This is a genomic window from Flavobacterium laiguense (assembly GCF_003097655.1).
Classification (GTDB): domain Bacteria; phylum Bacteroidota; class Bacteroidia; order Flavobacteriales; family Flavobacteriaceae; genus Flavobacterium; species Flavobacterium laiguense.
Genome location: NZ_QCZH01000026.1, coordinates 1 through 23006 on the forward strand (window position 1 = coordinate 1; position 23006 = coordinate 23006).

Below are 23006 nucleotides of genomic sequence, written 5' to 3' on the forward strand. Positions count from 1 at the left end.
TCAATGACTCGATAGCTCAGTTGGTAGAGCACATCACTTTTAATGATGGGGTCCTGGGTTCGAGCCCCAGTCGGGTCACAAAAGGTTGAGTAATTCATTACTTAACCTTTATTTTTTTTAAGGCCACGTGGAGAAACGGTAGACTTGCCAGCTTGAGGGGCTGGTGCTCGCAAGGGCGTGTGGGTTCAAATCCCACCGTGGTCACTTTTCAAGACGAAAAACATATTTACATAAAGTCAATGACTCGATAGCTCAGTTGGTAGAGCACATCACTTTTAATGATGGGGTCCTGGGTTCGAGCCCCAGTCGGGTCACAAAAGGTCGAGTAATTTATTACTCGACCTTTTTATTTACACCAATAATTTACTCAACGATCAACACGACAAACCACGGATCAATCCTAAAACCTGTGGGAAGTGAAAATTAGACGCAAAACTTTAAACCCAGACTACAACAAATCTTATTAAACCAAAAGTCACTTAAAGTCAAAAAAAACTCATCCCATCTCTAAAATCATAACTATTTAGTAGCTAAATAACTGAAAATGAATTATTTTTGCATTTGCTTTATAAATAAATATGTAAATTTGCTTTATAAATGCATTTTATTAATTAATAACGCCTTAAATAACATAAATATGAAAAAACCTACTAAAAAATTAAAAATTAATTTATTGCAGTTTTTCTCATTCTCTTTCATATTTTTCTCGACATTCAATACTAACGCACAAAAAGTACATTATGATTCCATTAAGAAACAAAAATATGTACTAATTGATGTCCACAAAACATATGAAAGAATTACAAGCGAAGGCTATGAGTCTGTTGAAATGTATGAATATTTAGGAAATTATTATTTCGACTGTAAGAATTTCAAAAAATCAAAATTATACTTCGACAAATTATTTGAAAAATATAGCTTGTCTCAAATTTCACCAAAAAGCATTGAACGTTATAAAAAAATTAGATTCTAGGTTGATTTAAAATTGGAATAATTCCAACAAAAAAGCCTGTCTGAAATTAATTTCCAGACAGGCTTTTTTAGTTTAAAAGTTCTGTTTAAAAAACCCCTAGTACCAATTTATATTTTTAAAGCCCTTTCTTTATCGGCTAATTCTTTATCTAAAAACAACTCTTTATAAACCGAATAATCAACCACATCTATATACCCTTTATTGCTAATAATATTACCGCTCGAATAGCAAGTTAGAAATTCGGACGTAATGATTGCCCCTACAGATTCCGGCGTACCGTACTTTGCTGTATTTCCATAAAAGCCACCTTCCCCTTTTACTGGAGTCTTACTAGCGCCATATTTTGCATCTAACACTTTTGCAACGTCTTCATTGTAGTCACAGGTGATTTTATACAATTTACCTTTAAAGAATCTTAATTCCAGTTTATTTACGGTCAACAGTTTCATAATACTGTATTGTGGCACTCTAATCACATTTATAGTATCTCCTTCTTTTGTTATTATTACTGAAGGAACAGCGTTTTCAAAACCTGGAGTACTACTTATCGCAGAAAGTTCCGTGCCAAACTTTAGACTCCCCAATCCTTCCGATTTTTCTACACCTGCAAAAGAAGACAATAAAAACAACATGCTAAATAAAAGTATAGCTCCCGAAAATATTTTTTTCATAGTAATTGGCATTACTTTAATATTAATTACTAAAACCATCGTAACAATTACTGTGCCACAATTAGTTATAAGAAAAAAATTATCATATCCCAAAAAATTGGTCCGATTAACAACACAAGCATTACCCATGTCTTTGCTCACAACAAGTTTAAGTTTGCTTTCGATAAAGCAACTTCCCGATTGCAAAACCTTTTCTTCTACCACTAGGCATCGTACTAAGATATTACAATTTTAGTTAACACACAAAACCATTGTAATTGAATATCAAAACATTACCTTTGTTTTATTATATTCTGAATAAAAAAAATCACGTCCGAATCCCAAATAAAAAACTCCAATTTATTAATTCCTAAAACTATTAAACAAAAACTAGTAATCTGCCTACGTAATCAATATGAATCACTTGCATTTCGAATCAATAAAACTATTAAAAATGGAGTTAACTGCCAAAATGGAAATTAAAGACAATGCTTTTGCAAGACAATTTGAAACAGCAGTGGAAACCGGAACTATTTCTGTAGAATATTCATTTCAAGAAAAAAAGATTTTTTTGACAAAAATAAACACCCCTGAAAACTTTGAAGACGAAGAATTCATTTCAAATTTTCTCAAGAATATTATGGAAATAGCTATTGAAAGAAAACTAAAAGTAGTTCCAATTCTTCCCAAAATCACAATATTTTTTAAAAAAAATCCCATCTATAAAGAATTACTTCCTCCAGGAATTCGACTTTAACAAAAAACACCTGTAATATATTAAAGAAAAAAAGCTGCATCTCATTGAAAATGCAGCTTTTTCCTTTTTGATGAAATTACTATTATTTAAAATCGAAAGCAAAAGCAGCTCCTAAACCAAATTGATATAGGGATGAATTGTTAGGATAAGTCACAGTACCCCAACCTGGATAATAATAAGTCTCAGAGCCATAAGACCCCCAAATAGTTTGGAAATATCCCTGAAGCTTAACAGAAACTACATCCGATGCTTTTATTTTAACACCCGCTTTAAAATCCCATGCAAATCTAGCACTAGTACTTTGATCACCTGAAGCCCAACCTAGTCCTAAATCCAAACCTATAAATGGAATTAATGATGGGTTAGCAGTTTGAAAATAATTATTTCCACCAATTAAAACATAATTTATTGCTGAACTGTCATTCCCAACATTAATTTGCCCAACTTTAAAAGGCGCTGTAAGACTTGGCGCAAAAACTGGTGTGCTAGTATCCATTCTAAGGTATTTCAACTCAATTGACTTAGAAGGTCTTACGTAAAACTCAGCTCCTATACCATATTGAAAACCGTCCTGAATTTCAATATAGGAAGCATTATTAGATATCTGATCTTCAAAAGTATAACCACCATATAAGTTAAGACCAATACTCCCTTGAGTCTGTGCTTTAGCACCAATACCGCTTAATAAAATTCCAGCAACAAATAATAATTTTTTCATTTTTTTGTTTGTTTTTTTAATACTAATACTACTTTTAATTTTTCGTTTTACAATTAAGTAAATATAATTTATTTTTATTATTTATCAATATTATTGGCATCCATTTCGGACGCTTTCTTTTTTTCTGCATTTTGAGCCGCTTTACCTTTACCTACTGGTATTCCTAAAGTAATATAAAAAGAACGATGATACTGATTTGGACTTAAGTTTCCTTTCATTACAGGAACTAAACCATGATAATAATTGAAGCCTATATTCATTCCGTTACCCCCCAATAGTCGATAGCCCGCACCAATAGCTAAACCTGCATCGATAACATGTATTTGATCTCTAATGTTATGTTTGTATTCTAAATCTTCTCCTTCGTATTTGTTATTGAATTCATCATAGGCTCTGCTAAGCAAACCCAATTGTGTGCCAGCTTTAACATAAATACGATTATCAAATTTGTATTTTAACATCAAAGGAACATTAAAATAACTGATTTTCCGATCTACACTCCCACCATCAAAAGCATTGTCTAATTCAGCATTATTTAAAGAGTACACTTTTAATTCTGAAGCTCCTAATGTCGATTTAACAATCACTCCAGTACTAATAGCCCAAGATGGATTTTTGAGCATAAAGTCAAAATAAAAACCAAGATTTAAATCGGTTCTATTTTTTGTTTCATCAAGATTAGAAATGGTTGAAAAATTAGCACCTCCTTCTAAACCAAACTCAATTTTCGGCGAGTTCAGTTTATCTCCAAAAATCAAGGAAATTAACACCTGAGCATTTACGGATTGAATACAGAATAATAAAATAGCAATCTGTATAAATTTTTTCATAATACTTAAGAATTTAATTATAATCCAAAACGATATTGAAGGCTAGTCATAAACTGTTTTCGGGTTCCTAAAAATCCATATTCAGCTCGTAACATAAAGTGTTTGTTGTATTGGTACTGAGCACCTAAAAGGAAATTCCAAGCATCTTCTGGAGCCTTTTCGAGTGCATACTGAACAGTCGAAGTCCCGGCAGTACTCAATGCACCATCTATTGCCGTTAAAAAATTTCCTGCGGTTTCAAGTGCTTGATTTGCAGTGTTATGCTTGGCTTGATTTACAGGATTGGCTTTTTCTATATTGCTCAATCCATTCCACCAATCATCTACTGCGGTTTGCTTTTCGGCTACTTTTACAAAACCTTGATCTACCTTAGCTTGTGAATCACCACCTGAAATTACATCTGATAATGCTAATGACCCTTTTGTTTCGCTTTTTAAATGTACTCTAAAAGCTCCAGCCCAAACCGTTATATTACTTTCTGGTTTTTTTAGATTAAAGGTTTTTCCCATTCTAGGTCCAAAAACAAAACTCTGTGCGGGCTTTTCTAATCCTTCTAAATCTGTCCAAGCTACATTCATATCCAGAGCCAACCAACCTCCTCCTATACCAATTGTTGGGGTAAATCCTAAACCAAATGTTGTTCCTTCAAATTTGGCTTTAGAACCAAAAGTATATATCTCAGTCCAATTATTTTGAGCATCGGGAACCCATACACCAGCATTTATCGCAGTTGAAGTATTGACTTTACCCAAAATACCATATACATTCAGGAAAGGAAACAACCATATATCTGGTCTAACATTGATGGCATTGGCGCTAGCAACTGAACTATTGAATCGTACAATTTGATCTAAATTATATTGTGGCCCATTATTAAAACCAACATACAAATTATCTATTATTATGCTTGACTCTTGCCAAAAATAATTTACCGAAACCCCGGCAGAATAGGGCAATTGATACCCTTTTTGTGTTGCCTTTTCTCCCCAGATGGGTAACGAATAAGGATATTCGCTAGTTTTAAGACTATCAATTACGGCTTCATTTTTTTTACCAACAATTTTATCGGTATAAACTTGACTGTAAGTTTGTAGACTTACAAAAATTACAATCAAAAAAATCAATCTATTTTTTTTCATTAGTTAAATTTTATATATTTTTCGTTCACTTAATTATCTAATTATTTTATTTTAATTCAATTTTAAAAAAGTCAAAAAAAGAGGAGTTATATCTAGTTTAATATTGTTTCTCCATTACTCTAAAACAACATAATTTCTTTACAAAATTAAACAAAAAAGCTAAATATTGCTTAGTTATTAATGACTATTTATCCCTTAGTTTTATCTACTTTGTACTTACTTTTTTTCAAGAAAAATATGCAAAATAACGTTCAAAGCATATAAATTTTCTGTGGAATAGGTTTCATCATACTGATAAGTCAAATTACCTTCTATGGCATACCGTTCTCTCCAAGTTGTTGTGACCCCGCCTATAAAACGAGTCTTTACTATTTTAGCATAACGTGAATCCCAATACAGTTCTGCATTTAAATACGGAACAATAGAACTCGTTCCTGATTTGTATTCTTTTTCTACCATTAATCGATAGCGAAACCGATACGAAAAATCATTGGCATCACCAAGCCAACGAGTATCGGTACGAAATCGTTGGGAGAACAAAATGTTACCTTTCAATGGGACTCTTTTATGAACTTCTGCAAAAGCCATTTCTTCCTTATAATCTCCTTTGTATTCGCCAATGCTCCAGCCCTTCATAAACCCTGCACGAACCATCCAATTTTTCATTAGTTGTTCTCTTTCCTGATCCATTAGTCTCCTTAATACTGGATTCTTAGCATTTCCCCAAGCATAATCAATATTCAAATAGACATTCAAATCGCGACTATCATTCTCATTGTACTTGGTTAAGGGAACAAAAGTTGAAAAACGCCATGAAGGATTTAGTCGATACCAAATATCGGTTTCGGGCCAGATTTCAAGAGAAGAATTTTGTGCATTGCAATCAAAAGTTACTCCGACACACATCAAAATTATCAAACAAACTAATCGTAGATTGTGCATTACATTCATATATATTTATTAAAAACTAAAACAGTCACTTCCTATAAGTTCAAGGAAATGACTGTTAATTTTAAAATAGTAAATCTTAATTTCTTCCTTGTTTTTGCATAGCCTGCATCACTTGATCCAAAGAAAAACTCCCCACTTTTTGGCGTTGTGGAAAATCTTTAAAGGTTATTAAAAATTGACCTACATATGCCTGAACCGGAACTAATAAAAAATATGTTCCATTAACCAATGTGGATAATCCTCTGAATCATGCTCAGCTCTTTCAAAAGGATCTCCTTGTAAATCTATAATCATGGGAACACGAAGCTGAGTCCACGGTTTTGACCAAACTTCTATTCCGTGATGTTCTTGGATTTGAAAATGGACTTTCCAACGGTTGTAGCGCAACGCACAGAGACTTCCATCATCATTAAAGTAGAACATCTCTTTACGAGGGTCTTCAGTAGTTTTTCTGGTTAGATTGGCTAAATGTAATCTGTACCATTAACAAAAGTACCGATGTGATAGTAAACTTTGTATTCATACATGTAAAGTTTCAAAAGGTTATTGTTTAATTTCTTGCATCATTTTTGGCGAATTTAGGGTTTTATTTTAAAACCAATTAAAAGCATTTTAAAACTAATCCTTCACCTATTACTTATTACTGCTTACTTCTTAATTATCTATTCTTTTTTTTAGATTACGAATACACCAAATAGACATTGCTAGATGTAATAGGATTGTTGGCCAAAGACCAATACCTGACAGAGACAAATTTAATGCAGCATAAATGAGGATGAGTACAATTACAATGTTATAGAGTAACATCGCACAGATTATGCCTCTAGCGGCTATGCTTTGGGTGTCATTTCGCGCAAACCAGCATACTACTGACAAAGAAAGTATAGCAACTCCCGCTACACGTGCAACAGTCAATGAGATTGGCAAATCGAGTGTTGTATCAAACAAGAGCTTTGTTAGTAGCGAAGGAAGCACTATCAATAAAAGACCAGTAGCTGATTCAAAAATAAAGGTGAAAATGAGTAATTTTCTCATGTTAAAAATAATTAGTTTAGGATATAAGCAATATAATAAGATTTTAAAGCCTTTGTCAAAAAATAGAAAATCAAAATAGTTGAATAAACATTCAAAAAATCTAAATTATTTCATTTGAATTATTGCATAAGATTAAAGAAGTCCTGATAGAAAAATTTAGCTTTCCATCAGGACTACCTACAAATAATTACTCTTTTCTTACTATAGTTACGTACTCAATTTTTCCATTGAATTTTGACGAAGCACCGTAGTCAGCTACGTGTGTCCCATCATCTATACCAATATCTGCTAAATCATCTACCGAGAAGATACCTGGTTGCGTTTTATCAAGTCTCTTTTCGACCACTTTTTTATCATTTACAGAAATTGTTCCCAATCCTCCTTTGCCTAATCCACCATCCGATACGAACTCAAAAACCAATTTATAATTCCCTGGTGTCAAGGGTTGATCGGCAATGATTTGGGTAGATTCCATTCCTAAATAGTTGTAACTGAAAGCTGGTTTTCCATCTTTTATATAGAAAGAAATACCTCCAAAACGACCACCCTGACAAACAATTACACCGTTTCCATTAGTGTCAACTGCCACTTCGGCCGTGATGGTATAAGATTTACCTCTTAAGTCAATAAAAACATCAACTCCCATTCCTCTCATACCTTCTCCATAAGTTACGGAGTTTCTTTTTCCCATAACGGTAGGCCTTCCCATCAACTCGGCATTGGTTCTTTCCAACAAACGATCGTCAATTGGTAACACATGGAATTTTTCGGCTTCTTGCATGAATAATTCCTGCATAGTTTTTAATTTATCCTCATTTTTTGAAACCAAATTATTGGCTAAACTGAAATCTATATTGTTGTTGTATAATTCCCAGACATCGTCTTGTAGCGTATTTAGAGGTTTCATTTTCCATGCTGGTCTATGAATAGTTCGAGCATACCAGCCATCTTGATAGATTGCTCTATTACCAAACATTTCAAAATATTGAACCGTATGCTTTTCTGAAGCCTTTACATCATTAAATGAATATAATAAACTCGTACCTTCAATTGGGTCTTGTTCGATGCCATTGACACTTTTTGGCGCAGGTAATTTTGCAGCTTCATAAACTGTTGGCGCAATATCGATGACATGACCAAACTGCGAACGCACTTCTCCTTTTGCCTTAATCCCATTTGGCCATTGAATAATCATTCCGTTTCGTGTACCACCAAAATCAGACGCAACTTGTTTTGTATAAGAAAATGGCGTATCCATAGCTACAGCCCAACCAGCAGCAAAGTGAGGATAGGTGCTTTCTGCCCCCCATTCGTCATAATGTTTCAACATATCTGGAACGGTTTCTGCAACTCCATTGAAATAAGTCATTTCTTGGTACATTCCATTCATTTGCCCTTCGGCACTGGCTCCATTATCACCAGCAATATAAATGACAATGGTATTATCCATCACACCTAAATCTTTGAGTGTCGAAATAAGTCTTCCGGCTTCATAATCCGTTTGTTCAGCAAATCCGGCATACACTTCCATTTGTCGGGTAAACAATTTTTTTTCATCGGCTGAAAGTGCTTCCCAATCTTTGATGTCAGTTGGTTTTGGTGCCAATTTGGTTCCTGCAGGTACAATACTCATTTTTATTTGTCTTGCCAAAGTTTCTTCTCGTAATTTGTCCCAACCTTGATCAAATTTTCCTTTGTATTTTTCGATCCACTCTTTAGGAACATGATGTGGAGCGTGAGTTGCTCCAGGAGCATAATACATAAAAAATGGCTTGTCTGGCGATAAAGCCTGTTGGAAACGAACCCATGAAATAGCTTGACTAGTCATGTCTGAAGTGAAATGATAATTAGGATCTTCAGATGAATCAACTATAGTAATGCCATCATAAACTAGCGGAGCCCATTGATTGGTTTCGCCACCAATAAATCCATAAAATTTTTCGAAACCAGAACGGGTTGGCCAACGGTCTTGTGGCCCTGAATTCGAGATTTCCCAAGGTGGAGTTTCGTGGTATTTTCCAAAAGCGGCTGTATTATACCCATTTTGTCTCAAGACTTCTGCCATTGGAGTGATGCTTTGGGGTCTTACCGAAGTATTTCCCGGAAAAGTAGTGGCTGCTTCACCTATACACCCCATATTGTTGCTGTGATGGTTATAACCTGTGAGCAAAGCAACCCGTGTAGGCGAACAAAGTGCTGTAGTATGAAAACGATTGTACTTAAGACCATTGCTGGCCAATTTATCCATATTTGGGGTAGCAACTGGTCCTCCAAAAGTTCCAGTAGCTCCAAAACCTTGATCATCAATTAATATTACTACCACATTGGGTGCTCCTTTTGGTGCTTTTACTTCCCATCTTGCAGGTGGAGTCACCTTGCGAGCATCAAGCTCTTTATACGTTTGTCGCTTGGGTTCTTTTATTGGAAGAGAAGTACGATCCAGCTCTTGACCAATACTATTTCCGAAACTGACTATAGATAGAACAATAAATAAAGTAGTCTTGCTTTTTCTCATTATATAAAGGTATTAGGGTTAATTAATAGTAACTTTAAAGGTATTAATTTATTTTTAAAAAAAACTCTTCTAGGTTTTATTGACTTTAGGTCATTTAAAAATGTTTTAACTATAAAATTGCTACAGCAAAGAAATTGTTTTGCCGATTCAGGATTTAAACTCGATTCATTTAGAACACAAACCCAATTTTAACATGCGAATATACCTTGCCTATTTCTGGAGAATACATTGCTGTAAGTTCCATTGGCAAGAAACCTAAATTATAGCCCAACCCTAACGAAAATCCATTAATCGATTCTACAGTATCTGAATCCCAGGCTTTGGTTTGGGTAGTAAAGTCATAAATTCCAGTATTTGCTCTTCCCATCAAAAACAAGCTCCCAGCAAAATTATACTGCATACCTAACTGCCCTGAAGCTAAGGAAGTCGAATTGATTTGCTGTTCGTTAAGACCCGCAAAGGCTACTTGTTGTCTGAATAATTGTTGAATACCACCCAGATAAAAATTATCTACAATAAACCCTTGAGATTTAAAAGCAAAACTAGTTTGTAAGGTGTAAAACAAGACTAATTTATCACTTAAAGGATTGAATTTTGTAAAATTAACCATAAACTTATAAAACTCAGGAGCATTATCCACAAGGCTGGAAATATCTTGAACTGTGCCATCTTCTAATGTTTGATCAATCTGTGCTTTTCGACCAAATACGATTCCGCCTTGTGCATTAAATAGGTGCCCACGTGTTGGGAAGTTTGGCCTGTCTGTGGTGATGGATTCTGAAGCTAAATAAGCAAAATAGTTACTTATATTCCCGGTATAAAATTCATCTTCAACTACATCAGGAGAAAATTTATTTTTTTGATAGCTAATTCCTGCTGCTATACTCCAATCATTAGCCATAACTCGGGTATAATTTATATCTGATTGAGAATAAGCAACGTCATAAACAAAGAGTTTCTGTGTGCCATCGTATAGATTCATAGGAAGATTTTGTCTTTCCCAACTCAGGTTAAAAAAATTATTTGCTTTTGGGCCAAAAATTTGCTTATGCTCTAATAATATCCTGAAATTCTCTCCAATAGCAAATTTCCCCATAGTACGGGACTTATTCAATAGCAAATCTCTCATAGTCAGATTGAGCAATAAGGCTGGACCTGTAAACTGATGGAATGACAACCCTACTTTCAACTGGGTTAAAGGTTTTTCTTTTATCTTACAAATTAACTTGGCGTGTCCCTCTGTTGTTGGGGTCAAACTATAATAGATATTGTCATAATAACGACTCGCAAAAGCTTTACGGAAGCCCTCATTTATTTGCGCTACAGTGTAAGAATTACTAGGCTTCAATCCTAATTTTTGTAGCAATAAACTCGTACTTGTATACTCTATTCCTTCGTAAGCAATTTCATCAATTACAATGGTTTCTACTTTAGGCAAGCGATTGTAAGGATCATAAGTTATAGGATATAGAACATTCAAAGAATCAGCAAGTTTTTTAAAATAAGGATAATAGAGTTTTCCAACAGCGTCACCAATGTCCATAATAGAATCTGTAGCATCAAAACTACCAGCGCTGTATTTTTCTAAATGAGGTTCTATAACAAGATTACAAAGTTTTTTTTCTTCAACCAAATCGTCAGCATCACGATATTGGGTAATTTGATAAAAAACATCCAATACATTATTTAGTTTTTCAATATCGGGAAGACCTGTGAATAAGTTTACACCAATGACAATATCGGCTCCCATTTCCTTAACATCTTTGACAGGAAAGTTTCTTACTATTCCGCCATCGACAAGCTTAGTTTTATCCGAATCAACAGCTGTAAACACACTCGGAATAGCCATACTGGCTCGTACTGCTTTAACGATATCTCCATCCGAAATAACAACCGCTTTACCATTAGACAAATCAGTGGCTATGCATTTAAACGGTATGCTAAATTTAGAAAAATCCTTGACGTTGTAAACAGGCATAAACATTTTATTTAAAATGAGCCAAAGTTCTTGTGAATCTATTAAACCAGTTGCAAATTGAGCTTTTTTATCTTTAATCCCTACTTCTGCAGAATATTGTCCATATTCATCTTTTTCATCAATACTAACGTGTTTATAAATGGGCTTACCACTCAATAATTCATCCCAGTTGAGTGTTTTGGTTACTTTTTCAATTTCATTTCCCGAATAACCAGTGGTATACAATCCACCTATAATACTACCCATACTGGTACCCGTTATGTAGTCTATTTTTAACCCGGCACTATCAATGGCTTTTAAGACTCCAATGTGGGCGATCCCTTTGGCGCCACCACCGCTTAAAACCAATCCTACTTTTGGACGTTGTTGCGCCATTAAAGCATTGGCAAAAAGTAGTATAAAGCAAATACTTATCTGTATTCCGTTTAGAATTGAGTTTTTTATTTTCATTATAAAGTATTTAAAGCATTCAAATCATGCATAAATTTATGACAAATAGTTTAGTTCTACTAACAAAAAAGCTGACTGTGACTATTTATAAATAATCACAGTCAACTTTTTAACCACCTAACCATAAAATTTAATAGTTTAAAGTTCTTGTGTTTTTATTAACATCACTATCTAGTAAATCATATTCACAAAGACCATAACGCCTTATATATTATGATGTTACAAAGTTTTTTATATACAAAAATAAGCTGTTTTATGTAATTAATTTATAAAAGATGGCTAATCCATAAAATGTATATTTTGAGTTATCCAAAAATATATACGAAGAGCCAAAAAAATTAATCTCTTGTAACATATCTAAACCAAAAGATCCTGTTTCGCAATTGAAACAGGATCTTTTGTCATTATATAAAATTTATTACACCACTATCTTCTACGTCCTCCTCCACTAAAAGATCGGCTTCCTGAACTTCTAGTACCACTGTTTGAAGCACGAGCATTTTGACTACTTGCTGCGCTAGATGAAGACTTAGCAGATTGAGCCTTCGTTGAAGCAGCTGCGTTATTAGCAGAATTAGCTGATTTATTTGCTGTATTGGCAGTATTCGCTGGCTTATTAGCCGTATTGGTTTTAGCTGCATTTGTCGACTTATTGGCAGTATTACCCCCATAATTGCCATTGACATTATTTTGATTTACAGTATTAGACGTATTTCTAGAATTATTATTGTAATTATTATACGTGTTATGATTGACAACTACTGTTGTATTGCCATAGCCGCCTCCATGGTAATGATTATAGTAATGATTGGAATGATACACTCCAACTGCCACTACTGCAAAAGCGGTATAATAAGGAGGATAATAAGCATAATGATAAGGAGGATAATAAGGTACATAAACTGGAGAATACACATACTGCACAATTGGCGCAGATTCTACAATCACGACAGTTGTAGTTGTTGGAGCAGCTACCACAACTGTCTCTGCTCCAGTATACCCAGGATTGGCGGTACTAGTAGGCGCAGGCGTTTTGGGTTCTACTATATAATTCTTACCATACAAATCCTTGTCTCCAACGATTTGCAAAGTAACTTTTTTGTTTTTGTCCTTAGATAATAAAATGACGGCAACGTCTTGAGTTTCTTTTTCGGAAACAGCTATTTGTAATGCAAATGTAAAATCTTCTTTATCTTGCTTTGTTACCACTTTAATAAAATCAACTTTTTTATCTAAATCTAAATCTAGATTATTGATTCCTGCTTTATCTGAATTTAATGACTTTTCAAAATCTTCGATGGTTTTTGATTTTTGAAACAGATCCAAAACAGCATATAAATCTAAATTGTCCCCAGGCAAACCTATAGTCTTTGGTTCTTTATCCGCCTGGGAGAAAGCTGGAACACTTACTAAGCAAATCAGTAAAACCACAATTCTTAAAATACTATTTTTCATTTTTTTTATTATTAAATTCTATTGCAAGCTATTAAAAAGAACGTAAATATACTAATCTGAACCTTTTTTTTAACAATACAAGAAGTATTTAATTAAATGTACAGTTAAAAAATTTACAGTTAGAAATCTTGCAAATTTTCATAAAATAAAAAAAGATTAATATTTTTAAAAATGAAAAATGAAATCTTATCTTTACAACTATACTATCTCTGAAAAATTCAATTAAATCATAAAAATTTTGATTTATAATTCGAAACTTAAAATAAGATGATAAAATATCCTATAATTTCATTTTTCTTCTTTTTTTCTATTACAAATAGCTACTCTCAAATAGAAACATCCACTTCTTTAAATGAAGCTATTTATAAAGCAATAGAAAAAAACACTTCAATCAAAAACAAAGAACTTGAAATCGAAAAATTAAATTTACAAGAAAAAGGTGTTCGTAATAAATACATCCCAACCGTTGAAGCCAATGCGCTTTATTCCTATTTCCATAGTAATCTAACCCTTGATTTACCCACCTCAACAATTCCAATTGTCAACTACCCATTATTCAATGATAAAGCAACTTATGACAATTCGGGTAATTTTTTCATAGGAAGTGTAATGGCCAAAACAGTACTATTCAGCGGCATGCAAATACCCAATGGAGCCAACGCAATTAAACAAAAAGCCATTGGAACAGCCTACCTAAAAGATGCCGAAAAAGATGCCATTATCAAAGATGTTATCAACACTTTTGATCAATTAAAATTAATTAACGAAACAGAAAAACTCATTAACGATAGTGACAAGAGATTACAAACAGAAACCAAAAGAATTACAAAAGCGATAGAACAAGGACTTGCTATTCCTTACGATAGAGACAAAATAAAACTGGCTTTATTGGAACTGGAATCAAAAAAAATTGAATTCACCGGTAAACGATCTTTACTTTATAAAAAACTACAATACTTAACTGGTTTTTCTGATTCAGAAATCAATAGCGTACAATACGATTTAATCCCTTATTTAATTACAGAAGACAAATTAAGCACCGAAAATAAACAAGAGATTAAAGCATTAGAGTCGTTTAAGCTGGCAAACGAATACCTTTTAAAGAAAGAGAAAGGCACCTACTTACCAACCGTAGGAGCTTTTGGAGGAGTTGTTTATTCTAGTTTATTTGATGTAAACGGAACCACTTCGGCAGTTCCTATCATAAACCAACCCTTAAATTTAAGTCTCAATGAATTTTCATTGAGTCCGCTTTTAACGGTAGGAGTTGCAATGAAGTGGGAAATTTTTGCAGGTTTTGAAAGAAAACACAAAGTTCACGAAGCAAAAATAAACATTGACCAGATTCAAAATCAGATAGATGACACCAAACAAAAACTACAATTACTTCTCGAAAACAACCTTGTAAACTACACCGTTTTATTAAAAAAAATTGAGATTTCTGAACAACAAGAAAAAGTTGCCAAAAACAATTTAAATTTAGCTTCTAAACAATACAAAGAAGGACTAATCAACATTTCAGAACTTTTGGAAGCTGAAAATGATTCTTTTAAAGTGTCTACCAGCAAATTAAATATTTTAATAGAAGAACGTTTAGCCGCTATTGAAACTATTATAGCCACAGGAAAACTATCTAATACATTATCTAAATAAAACTTTATTTATGAAAAAAGTAATCACCCTTTTATTCCTAACGCTACTTGCATTAAGCTGTAATAAACCGAAAAACGACTCCCTTATTCAAGGAAAAGTAGAAAACGAACAAATTTCAGTAGTAAGTAAAATCCCCGGAAAAATCATAAAAATACTGGTAAAGGAAGGAGACCTAGTTCAAAAAGGAGATACTTTAGCCATTCTTGATATTCCGGAAGTTGATGCTAAAAAAAATCAAGCCGAAGGCGCTGTTGTTAGCGCAAAAGCACAATACTCTATGGCTATCAAAGGAGCTACCGAAAATCAAATCAAACAGCTTGAGGCCAAAAAAATGGGATTGAAAGAGCAATATGAATTTGCCCAAAAATCAATAAAACGATTGAGTAATATGCTTAAAGATTCTTTAATTTCTCAGCAATCTTTTGACGAAACTTTTGCAAAATACCAAGGAGCTCAAGCACAATATAACGCCGTTATTGCTGAATTAGATGATGCGAAAAAAGGTGCTAGAATTGAACAACAAACCATGGCTTTAGGCCAACAAGATCGTGCCTATGGCGCCCTACAAGAAGTTGAAACTGCTAACAAAGAACGTTACATACTAGCTCCTCAAGACATGAGTATAGAAACCATTACCCTTAATTTAGGTGAACTTGCATTACCAGGCTACACCTTATTTAATGGTTTTATTAGCAATAGTACTTATTTCAGATTTACTATTCCCGAAAGTAAATTAAACAAAATAAAAAAAGGACAAGATCTTACTGTTTCAATTCCGTATACCAATAAAACCATAAAAGGAGTTATTACAACCATAAAACAACTGAGTTCTTATGGGAATATAGCAACAGCTTATCCCGATTATGATTTGCAGGAAAGTTTATTTGAAGTTAAAATAGCTCCAATTAACTTAACAGAGACCAAAGATTTAATTACCAAAACAACAGTAACTATATCCTTATAAATCATGCGAAATTTCAATTCACTCTTAAAAAGAGAGTTTCAATTATTTTGGCAAAATACGGTTTTAAGAATGCTTTTTATTGGAGCTCCATTATTGTATGCCATTTTATTAGGGTACGTTTACAGCAAAGGGAAAGTAACCGATTTACCCATTATCGTCATTGATTTGGACCAAACAGAAATGAGCGCCAAAGCTATTGAAATGTTCAACGACAATGAAGTTATTTCAGTATCAGCAATTTTATACAATCAAAACAATCTTTCTTCAATTGTAATTGACAAAGAAGCCAATAGTGTAGTCATAATACCTAAGGATTTTCAAAAAAGAGTATTTACCAAGCGATGTCCCGAAATTATAACTATCGTCAATACTGCCAATATATTAACCGCAAACTATGCCGCTACAGCAATACAAGTTTGTTTAGGAACCCTAAAAGCTGGTGTTCAAATGGAAACCTTACGCAAGCAAGGGGTGCCTGAAAAATTATTAGCAGAACAATACGAACCGTTCAAAACAACTTTCATTAAAAAGAACAATCGTAGTAGCAATTATATGTACTACCTATGGCCAGGAGTTTTATCCGCTGTATTGCAACAGGTTATGCTATTGGCACTAGCCTTATCCTTTGCTTCTGAATTTGAAAACGGTACATTTAAAATTTTAGTAGACCAATCCCCTTCAATTCTAAAAATGATGAGTATAAAAATAATCCCTTATCTTATTATGAGTTTTGGTGTTTGGCTACTCTACTGGATGTTCACCTTTTATTTCCGAATACCCTTTTTCGATAATTTACTCCAACTCACCTTTGTAGCAGGCATATTCGTATTGTCAGTCTCTTTTATTGGAATTTTAGTCAGTATCTTGATTCCAAATCAACTCAAAGCTACAGAGATTTTGATGGTTATTGCGACCCCTAGTTTTATTTTAAGTGGATTTAGCTGGCCTTTGAGTCAAATGCCCAATTGGGTCCAAGGAGTTGCCAATGTGATTCCATTAACCCACTTCTTAAAAGCTTTTCGTATATTAATTATTGAAAACGGAACTCTTTGTCAAACTCGAGATCCTATTCAAAGTATGATTATCATTGGAAGCGTTTGTGCCGTTGTAGCTTATATCGCTTTGTATTTGAAGAAAAATGCGATTTTAAAAAATGAAATATAAAAAAAGGCAAGAGAAATAAAACTCTTGCCTTTTTTTATATTGAATAAATGGAACACTATTTTTCTATTTCTTTCATACTATCCATTTTCTTGTGAGCCAAGAAACCAGTTATATCCTCAAAATGCTCTACCACTCGTTTGTTTCCAAATTCAAAAACCTTGGTTGCCAATCCATCAAGGAAATCACGATCGTGAGAAACTAGAATCAAAGTCCCGTCAAAATCGCGTAAAGCATCTTTGATAATATCTTTGGTTTTCATATCCAAGTGATTGGAAGGCTCATCAAGAATCAAGAAATTGACTGGTTCAAGTAATAATTTAATCATTGCCAAACGGGTTTTTTCACCACCCGAAAGCACTTTTACTTTTTTGGTTACATCATCACCGTGAAACATGAAGGCTCCCAAGATATCTTTAATTTTTGTTCGAACATCTCCTACTGCTATATCATCAATAGTTTCAAAAATAGTCGCATTTTCATTCAACAAAGCGGCTTGATTTTGAGCAAAATAACCAATTTGAGAATTATGTCCTATTTCCAAACTTCCTCCATCAATTTCAATTTGCTTCATAATAGCTTTGATCATGGTTGATTTTCCTTCCCCATTTTTACCCACAAAAGCTACTTTTTGACCTCTTTCGATTACAATATTGGCATCTTTGAAAACCACATGGTCTCCATAAGACTTCGATAAATCTTTGACAATTACCGGATATTGTCCAGAACGAATCGCTGGAGGAAATTTCAATTTCAATGCCGATGTATCTACTTCATCAACTTGCACGATAACCAATTTTTCCAACATCTTAACTCGAGACTGAACGGCATCTGTTTTTGAGAAAGTCCCTTTAAAACGATCAATAAAAGTTCTGTTATCGGCAATCATACGTTGTTGCTCATCATACGCTTTTTGTTGGTGCATACGACGGTCTTTTCTCAACTCTAAATAATGGGAATACTTGGCTTTATAATCATAAATCCTACCCATGGTGACTTCAATGGTACGATTGGTAATATTGTCTACAAAAGTTCTATCGTGCGAAATGACAACAACGGCTTTGGCTGAATTGATCAAGAAATCTTCCAGCCATTGAATACTTTCGATATCCATGTGATTGGTAGGCTCATCCAGCAAAATTAAATCTGGTTTTTGCAAAAGGATTTTGGCCAATTCGATTCGCATTCTCCAACCTCCTGAGAATTCTGAAGTCTGACGGGTAAAATCCTCACGAACAAAACCCAAACCAATTAGAATTTTCTCTACTTCAGCTTCATAATTTACTTCTTCAATCGCATAAAATTTCTCGCTTAAGTCCGAAACTCTTTCGATTAATTTCATGTAAGCGTCACTTTCATAATCGGTACGAATCGTCAATTGTTCATTGATTTCATCTATTTCGGCTTTCATACTAAAAATTTCGCCAAACGCTTTTGACGTTTCTTCCATTACTGTCGCTCCATCTGTAGTCAATAAATGCTGTGGCAAATAAGCCACAACAGCGTCCTTTGGTGCCGAAACATTTCCTGTAGAAGGTTTGCTTTGTCCTGCAATAATCTTTAGAAGCGTTGACTTACCGGCTCCATTTTTACCCATCAAGGCAATCTTATCATTTTCATTTATAGCAAAAGAAACATCACTAAAAAGAGTTGTTCCTCCAAATTGAACTGAAATATCGTTAATTGTAATCATTATATAAAGTTAGAAGTTATGCGTTAGAAGTTATTAGTTGAAACTCCTAGAATTTTTAAAAGTGCAAAGATAGCTTAATTAGAGTATTGAACAAATTGGAAGTGAGATTATCAAAAACGACTAATCAATCTGTCAAAACAAACAAACGTGCTGATTTTTAGAGTATTAAGAAGTCTATATAAAAACTATTACGTAAATTTGAGTTTATTTTAACCTTTAACCAAGCTATATTATGAAACTTAATTACATTTTAATGCTATCAGTAATGATCATGATACTGACAGTATCATGCGAAAATGAAATCGAAATCGAACCAGAATCTGTTCAAAAAACAGAACAACAGAACTTTGTACCTGGTGAAATACTCATCAAATTTAAAGATGGAGACAAATCTACCAGTAAAACAAAATCAACTGTACTATCAATGATTATGGGCAATGTAGTTGAAGAAATCAATACAAATGCCATGAAAACTGCAAATACCGGAAAAGGTGTCAGCTCGGGTGAACTTCTGTTAGTTTCTTCAAAACTAGGTACAATGGAAGCGATTGCATTGCTTAAAAATTCATCTGAAATTGAATATGCGGAACCCAACTGGATCTATCAACATTGTGCAACTTCAAACGATACCTATTTTACAAATGGATCGCTTTGGGGAATGTATGGAGGTGACACAAATCCAGCTAATCAATTCGGATCTCAGGCGGGTAAAGCATGGGCCGCTGGGAAAACTGGCTCCTCTTTAGTCTATGTTGGTGTAATTGACGAAGGCGCCCAATACTCTCATGAGGATCTTGCCGCTAATTTCTGGACCAATCCTTATGACCCAATTGATGGAATTGATAATGATGGAAATGGCTATAAGGATGATATTCATGGTTGGGATTTTGACAAAAACGACAATAGCACCTATGATGGCACACAAGACGATCATGGCACTCACGTTTCGGGCACCATTGGCGCTGTGGGTGGCAATGGAAAAGGAGTTGCAGGCGTGAACTGGAATGTAACGATCATCTCTGCAAAATTTTTGGGAAGAAGAGGCGGGACAACTGCAAATGCAATCAAGGCAGTTGATTATTTTACTGCCTTGAAAACTAGGTTAGTTAATCCAGTTAATATAGTCGCAACGAATAACTCTTGGGGCGGGGGCGGATTTTCGCAAAGTCTCAAAGACGCTATTGACAGAGCCAACACGGCCGACATTCTTTTCATCGCAGCCGCTGGAAACAGCAGCACAAATAACGATGTTACAGCAAGCTACCCCTCCGGTTACACAAGTGCTAATATCATTGCAGTCGCTTCTATCACTAATACCGGAGCTCTTTCGAGTTTTTCTCAGTATGGAGCAACTACGGTAGATATCGGCGCTCCGGGATCCGGTATTTATTCCACTTTACCTAATTCCGCTGGTAATGGTTATGGATCTTATAGCGGCACCTCCATGGCCACACCGCATGTAACAGGAGCTTGTGCTTTATATGCATCAACTCACCCGGGATCAAATGCTGCAGCTATTAAATCAGCAATCTTAAGTAGTGCAGTAGCAACACCTTCATTAAACGGGAAATGTGTTTCAAGTGGTCGCTTAAATGTCAGCGGATTTTAATTAAATAAAAAAAGGGATAAACGGGAATTATTCTTTCGATTTTCCGTTCATCCCTTTTTAATATTTAAAACACTTATCTTTGAAAGACACTCTTCTCTTTTACTCTTTCCTCCATTTTTTTGATTCCTCAAAAACATGTTCTAAAATTGCCGCTTCTCTGTCATCAAACTCCACATTTCTACGCGCCATAACTATTCGTGCCGTTTCAAAAGCTTTTTTGGTTATATAAGTCGTAAATCCCGATGCTCCACCCCAAGAAAAACTAGGAACGAAATTGCGTGGAAACCCGCTTCCGAAAATATTGGCACTCACTCCCACTACCGTTCCGGTATTAAACATAGTGTTTATACCACACTTACTATGGTCTCCCATCATTAATCCGCAAAATTGAAGTCCTGTTTTGGCAAAACCTTCGGTTTCATAACTCCACAATTTCACTTCTTCGTAATTGTTTTTTAGGTTCGAATTGTTGCTATCCGCACCAATGTTACACCACTCCCCCAAAACAGAATCTCCTAGATACCCTTCATGCCCTTTATTGGAATTCGCAAAAAGAACCGCATTTTTAACTTCCCCACCAATTCTGGAATGTGGTCCAACTGTAGTCGCTCCATAAACTTTGGCACCCATTTTTACTTGTGCATTTTCGCATAAAGCAAATGGCCCACGAATTACAGTACCTTCCATGATCTCTGAATCTTTACCTATATATATAGGGCCAAACGAAGCATTCAAGGTAACAAACTCCAATTTTGCCCCTTCTTCAATAAATATATTTTCTGGCGCAATAACATTTACGCTTTTTGGAATCGGCTGTGATTTTCTATCTTCGGTTAAATATTCGAAATCCTCACGAATAGCGGTATCATTTTTAGAGAAAATATCCCAAGTATGTTCGATCGATATGCATTCTTCATTGTATTCGAGTATCTCGTAAGTATCAAAATCCACCGATTCTTGGTCTTCTTGCGTATAAAAAGCAATCACTTCATCTCCTTTGAAAATAGCCTGATTCGGCTCTAAATTGCTCACCATTTCTGCCAAAACATCATTAGGAAGAAAAGAAGCATTGATCATTACATTTTCTTCTAATTCTACCATCGGGTATTTATCCGACAGATATTCCTCTGTTAAGGTTGTCGTAGTAGACCCCAGACGCATTTCCCATTTTTGGCGAATCGTCATAATACCAACTAGAATATCGGCAACAGGTCGCGTAAAAGTAAAGGGTAGTAAAGCGTTCCGAGCCGGTCCGTCAAAAAGGATATAGTTCATAAACTGATTTGTAAATTGTTAAAATATGATTTGGTTATCACCGCAAAGTTACAATTATTTTTATTTGTTTAAAGAAATGGAACTTCCCTAAATACGGGAATTTCTGGTATAAATCCCATAAAAAAAGCCCCGCAAAATGCGAGGCTTTAGTGTATTTGAAAACAAATTAAAATTATTTAACGTGTTTAGCGTATTTAGTTTTGAATTTATCAATACGTCCTGCAGTATCGATAAGTTTAGATTTACCTGTGTAAAAAGGGTGAGAAGTTCTAGAAATCTCCATTTTCACAACTGGATATTCAACACCGTCAACTGTAATAGTTTCTTTTGTATCTGCAGTAGATTTAGTGATAAAAACATCTTCGTTTGACATGTCTTTAAAAGCAACTAATCTGTAATTTTCTGGGTGTACACCTTTTTTCATCTTGAATCTTTTTTATTTGTTAATTATAACTTGTCTTGAAGCTTTTCTTCTAACAGAAAAGGTATAAACGCATTATAACTTTTTGTTTTACAATATTATTTTGAGTTTGCAAATTTACACTTATTTTCCAATATACAAACCTTTGCGTGACTTTTTTTATATCGCGGTAAAAAACATTTTTTGTACGCCAATATATTGGGAATTGCTATCTTTGTGGATTCATAAAAAAACAACTACTAATGGTAAATGAAATTATAAAAAAAAACGGGATAACCTATGGAGCAATTACAGGAGCGATACTGTGCTTAATTACAGCTTCAATATATGCAACAAACTTAGAATTATTCATTGCTTGGTGGACTACCCTTTTAAGTTTTTCCGTAATTATCATTGTACCAATTATAGCACTATTTAAAACAAAGAAAGAATTAAACGGAATATTCCCATTCAAAGAAGCCTTCACTACCTACTTTATTTCGGCTGCAATAGGAATACTTATTTCTATAGTCTTTAAAATCATTTTGTTCAATTTCATAGATCCATCTGTAAAAGATACACTTCTAGATTTAACAATAAAGTACCTAATTAGTACTTCAGAAAAATATGGAGTTCCTGCATCCGCAATGAACGAAACCATTTCAAAACTTAAAGAAAGTGATCCTTTTTCAATTGTAGAACAATTAAAAGGTTCTATTTTCAATCTCTTTTTTTGCGCTATACTGGGTTTAGTAATAGCAGCCTTTTTCAAAAGTAAATCTACATCCCAAGAATAGAAA

The 23006-nt window shown here is 34.2% G+C and carries 20 protein-coding genes and 3 tRNA genes; 11 read left to right on the plus strand and 12 right to left on the minus strand.

What is annotated here, in order from left to right; genetic code table 11:
* Positions 1-5 precede the first annotated feature (5 nt).
* The 4 genes from DB891_RS15650 (at position 6) to DB891_RS15665 (ending at position 973) form a co-directional block, all read left to right on the plus strand.
* A tRNA-Lys gene (locus DB891_RS15650) sits at positions 6-78 on the plus strand.
* 43 nt (positions 79-121) lie between these two features.
* A tRNA-Leu gene (locus DB891_RS15655) sits at positions 122-204 on the plus strand.
* 37 nt (positions 205-241) lie between these two features.
* Positions 242-314: transfer RNA gene (locus DB891_RS15660), tRNA-Lys, on the plus strand.
* A 323-nt stretch (positions 315-637) separates the two neighbouring features.
* Positions 638-973, plus strand: coding sequence for a hypothetical protein (locus DB891_RS15665; protein WP_116764524.1), 336 nt, complete (start codon positions 638-640; stop codon positions 971-973).
* Between the two features lie 107 nt (positions 974-1080).
* On the opposite strand, the gene DB891_RS15670 is transcribed toward DB891_RS15665, so the two are convergent.
* The gene (locus DB891_RS15670; protein ID WP_124019529.1) at positions 1081-1644 is read right to left on the minus strand and encodes a hypothetical protein; all 564 of its coding nucleotides are present in this window, start codon (positions 1642-1644) and stop codon (positions 1081-1083) included.
* Positions 1645-2095: 451 nt separating this feature from the next.
* Between DB891_RS15670 and DB891_RS15675 the strand changes: the two genes are divergently transcribed.
* A complete protein-coding gene (locus tag DB891_RS15675) occupies positions 2096-2380 on the plus strand; it encodes a GNAT family N-acetyltransferase (protein WP_116764569.1) in 285 nt (94 codons plus the stop codon).
* Positions 2381-2462: 82 nt separating this feature from the next.
* Here the strand turns inward: DB891_RS15675 and DB891_RS15680 are convergent, their stop codons facing one another.
* The 5 genes from DB891_RS15680 to DB891_RS15700 form a co-directional block, all read right to left on the minus strand.
* Complete coding sequence (locus DB891_RS15680; protein WP_116764526.1) at positions 2463-3098, minus strand: hypothetical protein; 636 nt, start codon at positions 3096-3098, stop codon at positions 2463-2465.
* 77 nt (positions 3099-3175) lie between these two features.
* Positions 3176-3928 (minus strand): porin family protein, encoded by a 753-nt coding sequence (locus DB891_RS15685; RefSeq protein WP_116764527.1) that lies wholly within the window; start codon positions 3926-3928, stop codon positions 3176-3178.
* Between the two features lie 17 nt (positions 3929-3945).
* Complete coding sequence (locus tag DB891_RS15690; RefSeq protein ID WP_116764528.1) at positions 3946-5067, minus strand: hypothetical protein; 1122 nt, start codon at positions 5065-5067, stop codon at positions 3946-3948.
* A gap of 216 nt (positions 5068-5283) precedes the next feature.
* A complete protein-coding gene (locus tag DB891_RS15695) occupies positions 5284-6018 on the minus strand; it encodes a DUF2490 domain-containing protein (RefSeq protein ID WP_116764529.1) in 735 nt (244 codons plus the stop codon).
* A gap of 201 nt (positions 6019-6219) precedes the next feature.
* The gene (locus DB891_RS15700) at positions 6220-6441 is read right to left on the minus strand and encodes a hypothetical protein (protein WP_116764530.1); all 222 of its coding nucleotides are present in this window, start codon (positions 6439-6441) and stop codon (positions 6220-6222) included.
* Positions 6442-6835: 394 nt separating this feature from the next.
* Here DB891_RS15700 and DB891_RS15705 point away from each other — a divergent pair, with 394 nt between their 5' ends.
* Positions 6836-7132 (plus strand): hypothetical protein, encoded by a 297-nt coding sequence (locus tag DB891_RS15705; protein ID WP_116764531.1) that lies wholly within the window; start codon positions 6836-6838, stop codon positions 7130-7132.
* Positions 7133-7240: 108 nt separating this feature from the next.
* Here DB891_RS15705 and DB891_RS15710 read toward each other — a convergent pair whose 3' ends face one another.
* From DB891_RS15710 to DB891_RS15720, 3 genes are all read right to left on the minus strand, one after another.
* A complete protein-coding gene (locus DB891_RS15710) occupies positions 7241-9568 on the minus strand; it encodes an arylsulfatase (RefSeq protein WP_116764532.1) in 2328 nt (775 codons plus the stop codon).
* Positions 9569-9737: 169 nt separating this feature from the next.
* Positions 9738-11996, minus strand: a complete 2259-nt coding sequence (locus tag DB891_RS15715) for a patatin-like phospholipase family protein (RefSeq protein ID WP_116764533.1) — start codon at positions 11994-11996, stop codon at positions 9738-9740.
* 426 nt (positions 11997-12422) lie between these two features.
* Complete coding sequence (locus tag DB891_RS15720) at positions 12423-13451, minus strand: hypothetical protein (protein ID WP_116764534.1); 1029 nt, start codon at positions 13449-13451, stop codon at positions 12423-12425.
* Positions 13452-13718: 267 nt separating this feature from the next.
* On the opposite strand from DB891_RS15720, the gene DB891_RS15725 reads away from it, so the two are divergent.
* Genes DB891_RS15725 through DB891_RS15735 form a run of 3 tightly spaced genes read left to right on the plus strand, consistent with a single transcriptional unit; the run spans position 13719 to position 17232 of the window.
* Positions 13719-15104 carry a TolC family protein gene (locus DB891_RS15725; protein WP_116764535.1) on the plus strand — a complete coding sequence of 462 codons (1386 nt, stop codon included), beginning with the start codon at positions 13719-13721 and terminating at the stop codon, positions 15102-15104.
* A gap of 10 nt (positions 15105-15114) precedes the next feature.
* Entirely contained in the window at positions 15115-16068 is a 954-nt protein-coding gene (locus DB891_RS15730; RefSeq protein ID WP_116764536.1) for an HlyD family secretion protein, read from the plus strand.
* Positions 16069-16071: 3 nt separating this feature from the next.
* Positions 16072-17232: an ABC transporter permease gene (locus tag DB891_RS15735; protein ID WP_116764537.1), complete on the plus strand. Its 1161-nt coding sequence runs from the start codon at positions 16072-16074 to the stop codon at positions 17230-17232.
* Positions 17233-17287: 55 nt separating this feature from the next.
* Here DB891_RS15735 and abc-f read toward each other — a convergent pair whose 3' ends face one another.
* Positions 17288-18922 (minus strand): ribosomal protection-like ABC-F family protein, encoded by a 1635-nt coding sequence (gene abc-f / locus DB891_RS15740; RefSeq protein ID WP_116764538.1) that lies wholly within the window; start codon positions 18920-18922, stop codon positions 17288-17290.
* 265 nt (positions 18923-19187) lie between these two features.
* On the opposite strand from abc-f, the gene DB891_RS15745 reads away from it, so the two are divergent.
* Positions 19188-20531 carry a S8 family peptidase gene (locus tag DB891_RS15745; protein WP_223256124.1) on the plus strand — a complete coding sequence of 448 codons (1344 nt, stop codon included), beginning with the start codon at positions 19188-19190 and terminating at the stop codon, positions 20529-20531.
* A 99-nt stretch (positions 20532-20630) separates the two neighbouring features.
* On the opposite strand, the gene DB891_RS15750 is transcribed toward DB891_RS15745, so the two are convergent.
* Together DB891_RS15750 and DB891_RS15755 are read right to left on the minus strand one after the other, a co-directional pair.
* Complete coding sequence (locus DB891_RS15750) at positions 20631-21806, minus strand: GlmU family protein (protein ID WP_116764540.1); 1176 nt, start codon at positions 21804-21806, stop codon at positions 20631-20633.
* A 172-nt stretch (positions 21807-21978) separates the two neighbouring features.
* On the minus strand, positions 21979-22230 hold the full coding sequence (locus DB891_RS15755; RefSeq protein WP_116764541.1) for a type B 50S ribosomal protein L31: 252 nt from the start codon (positions 22228-22230) through the stop codon (positions 21979-21981).
* Positions 22231-22469: 239 nt separating this feature from the next.
* Here DB891_RS15755 and DB891_RS15760 point away from each other — a divergent pair, with 239 nt between their 5' ends.
* Complete coding sequence (locus tag DB891_RS15760; protein ID WP_116764542.1) at positions 22470-23003, plus strand: DUF4199 domain-containing protein; 534 nt, start codon at positions 22470-22472, stop codon at positions 23001-23003.
* Positions 23004-23006 lie beyond the last annotated feature (3 nt).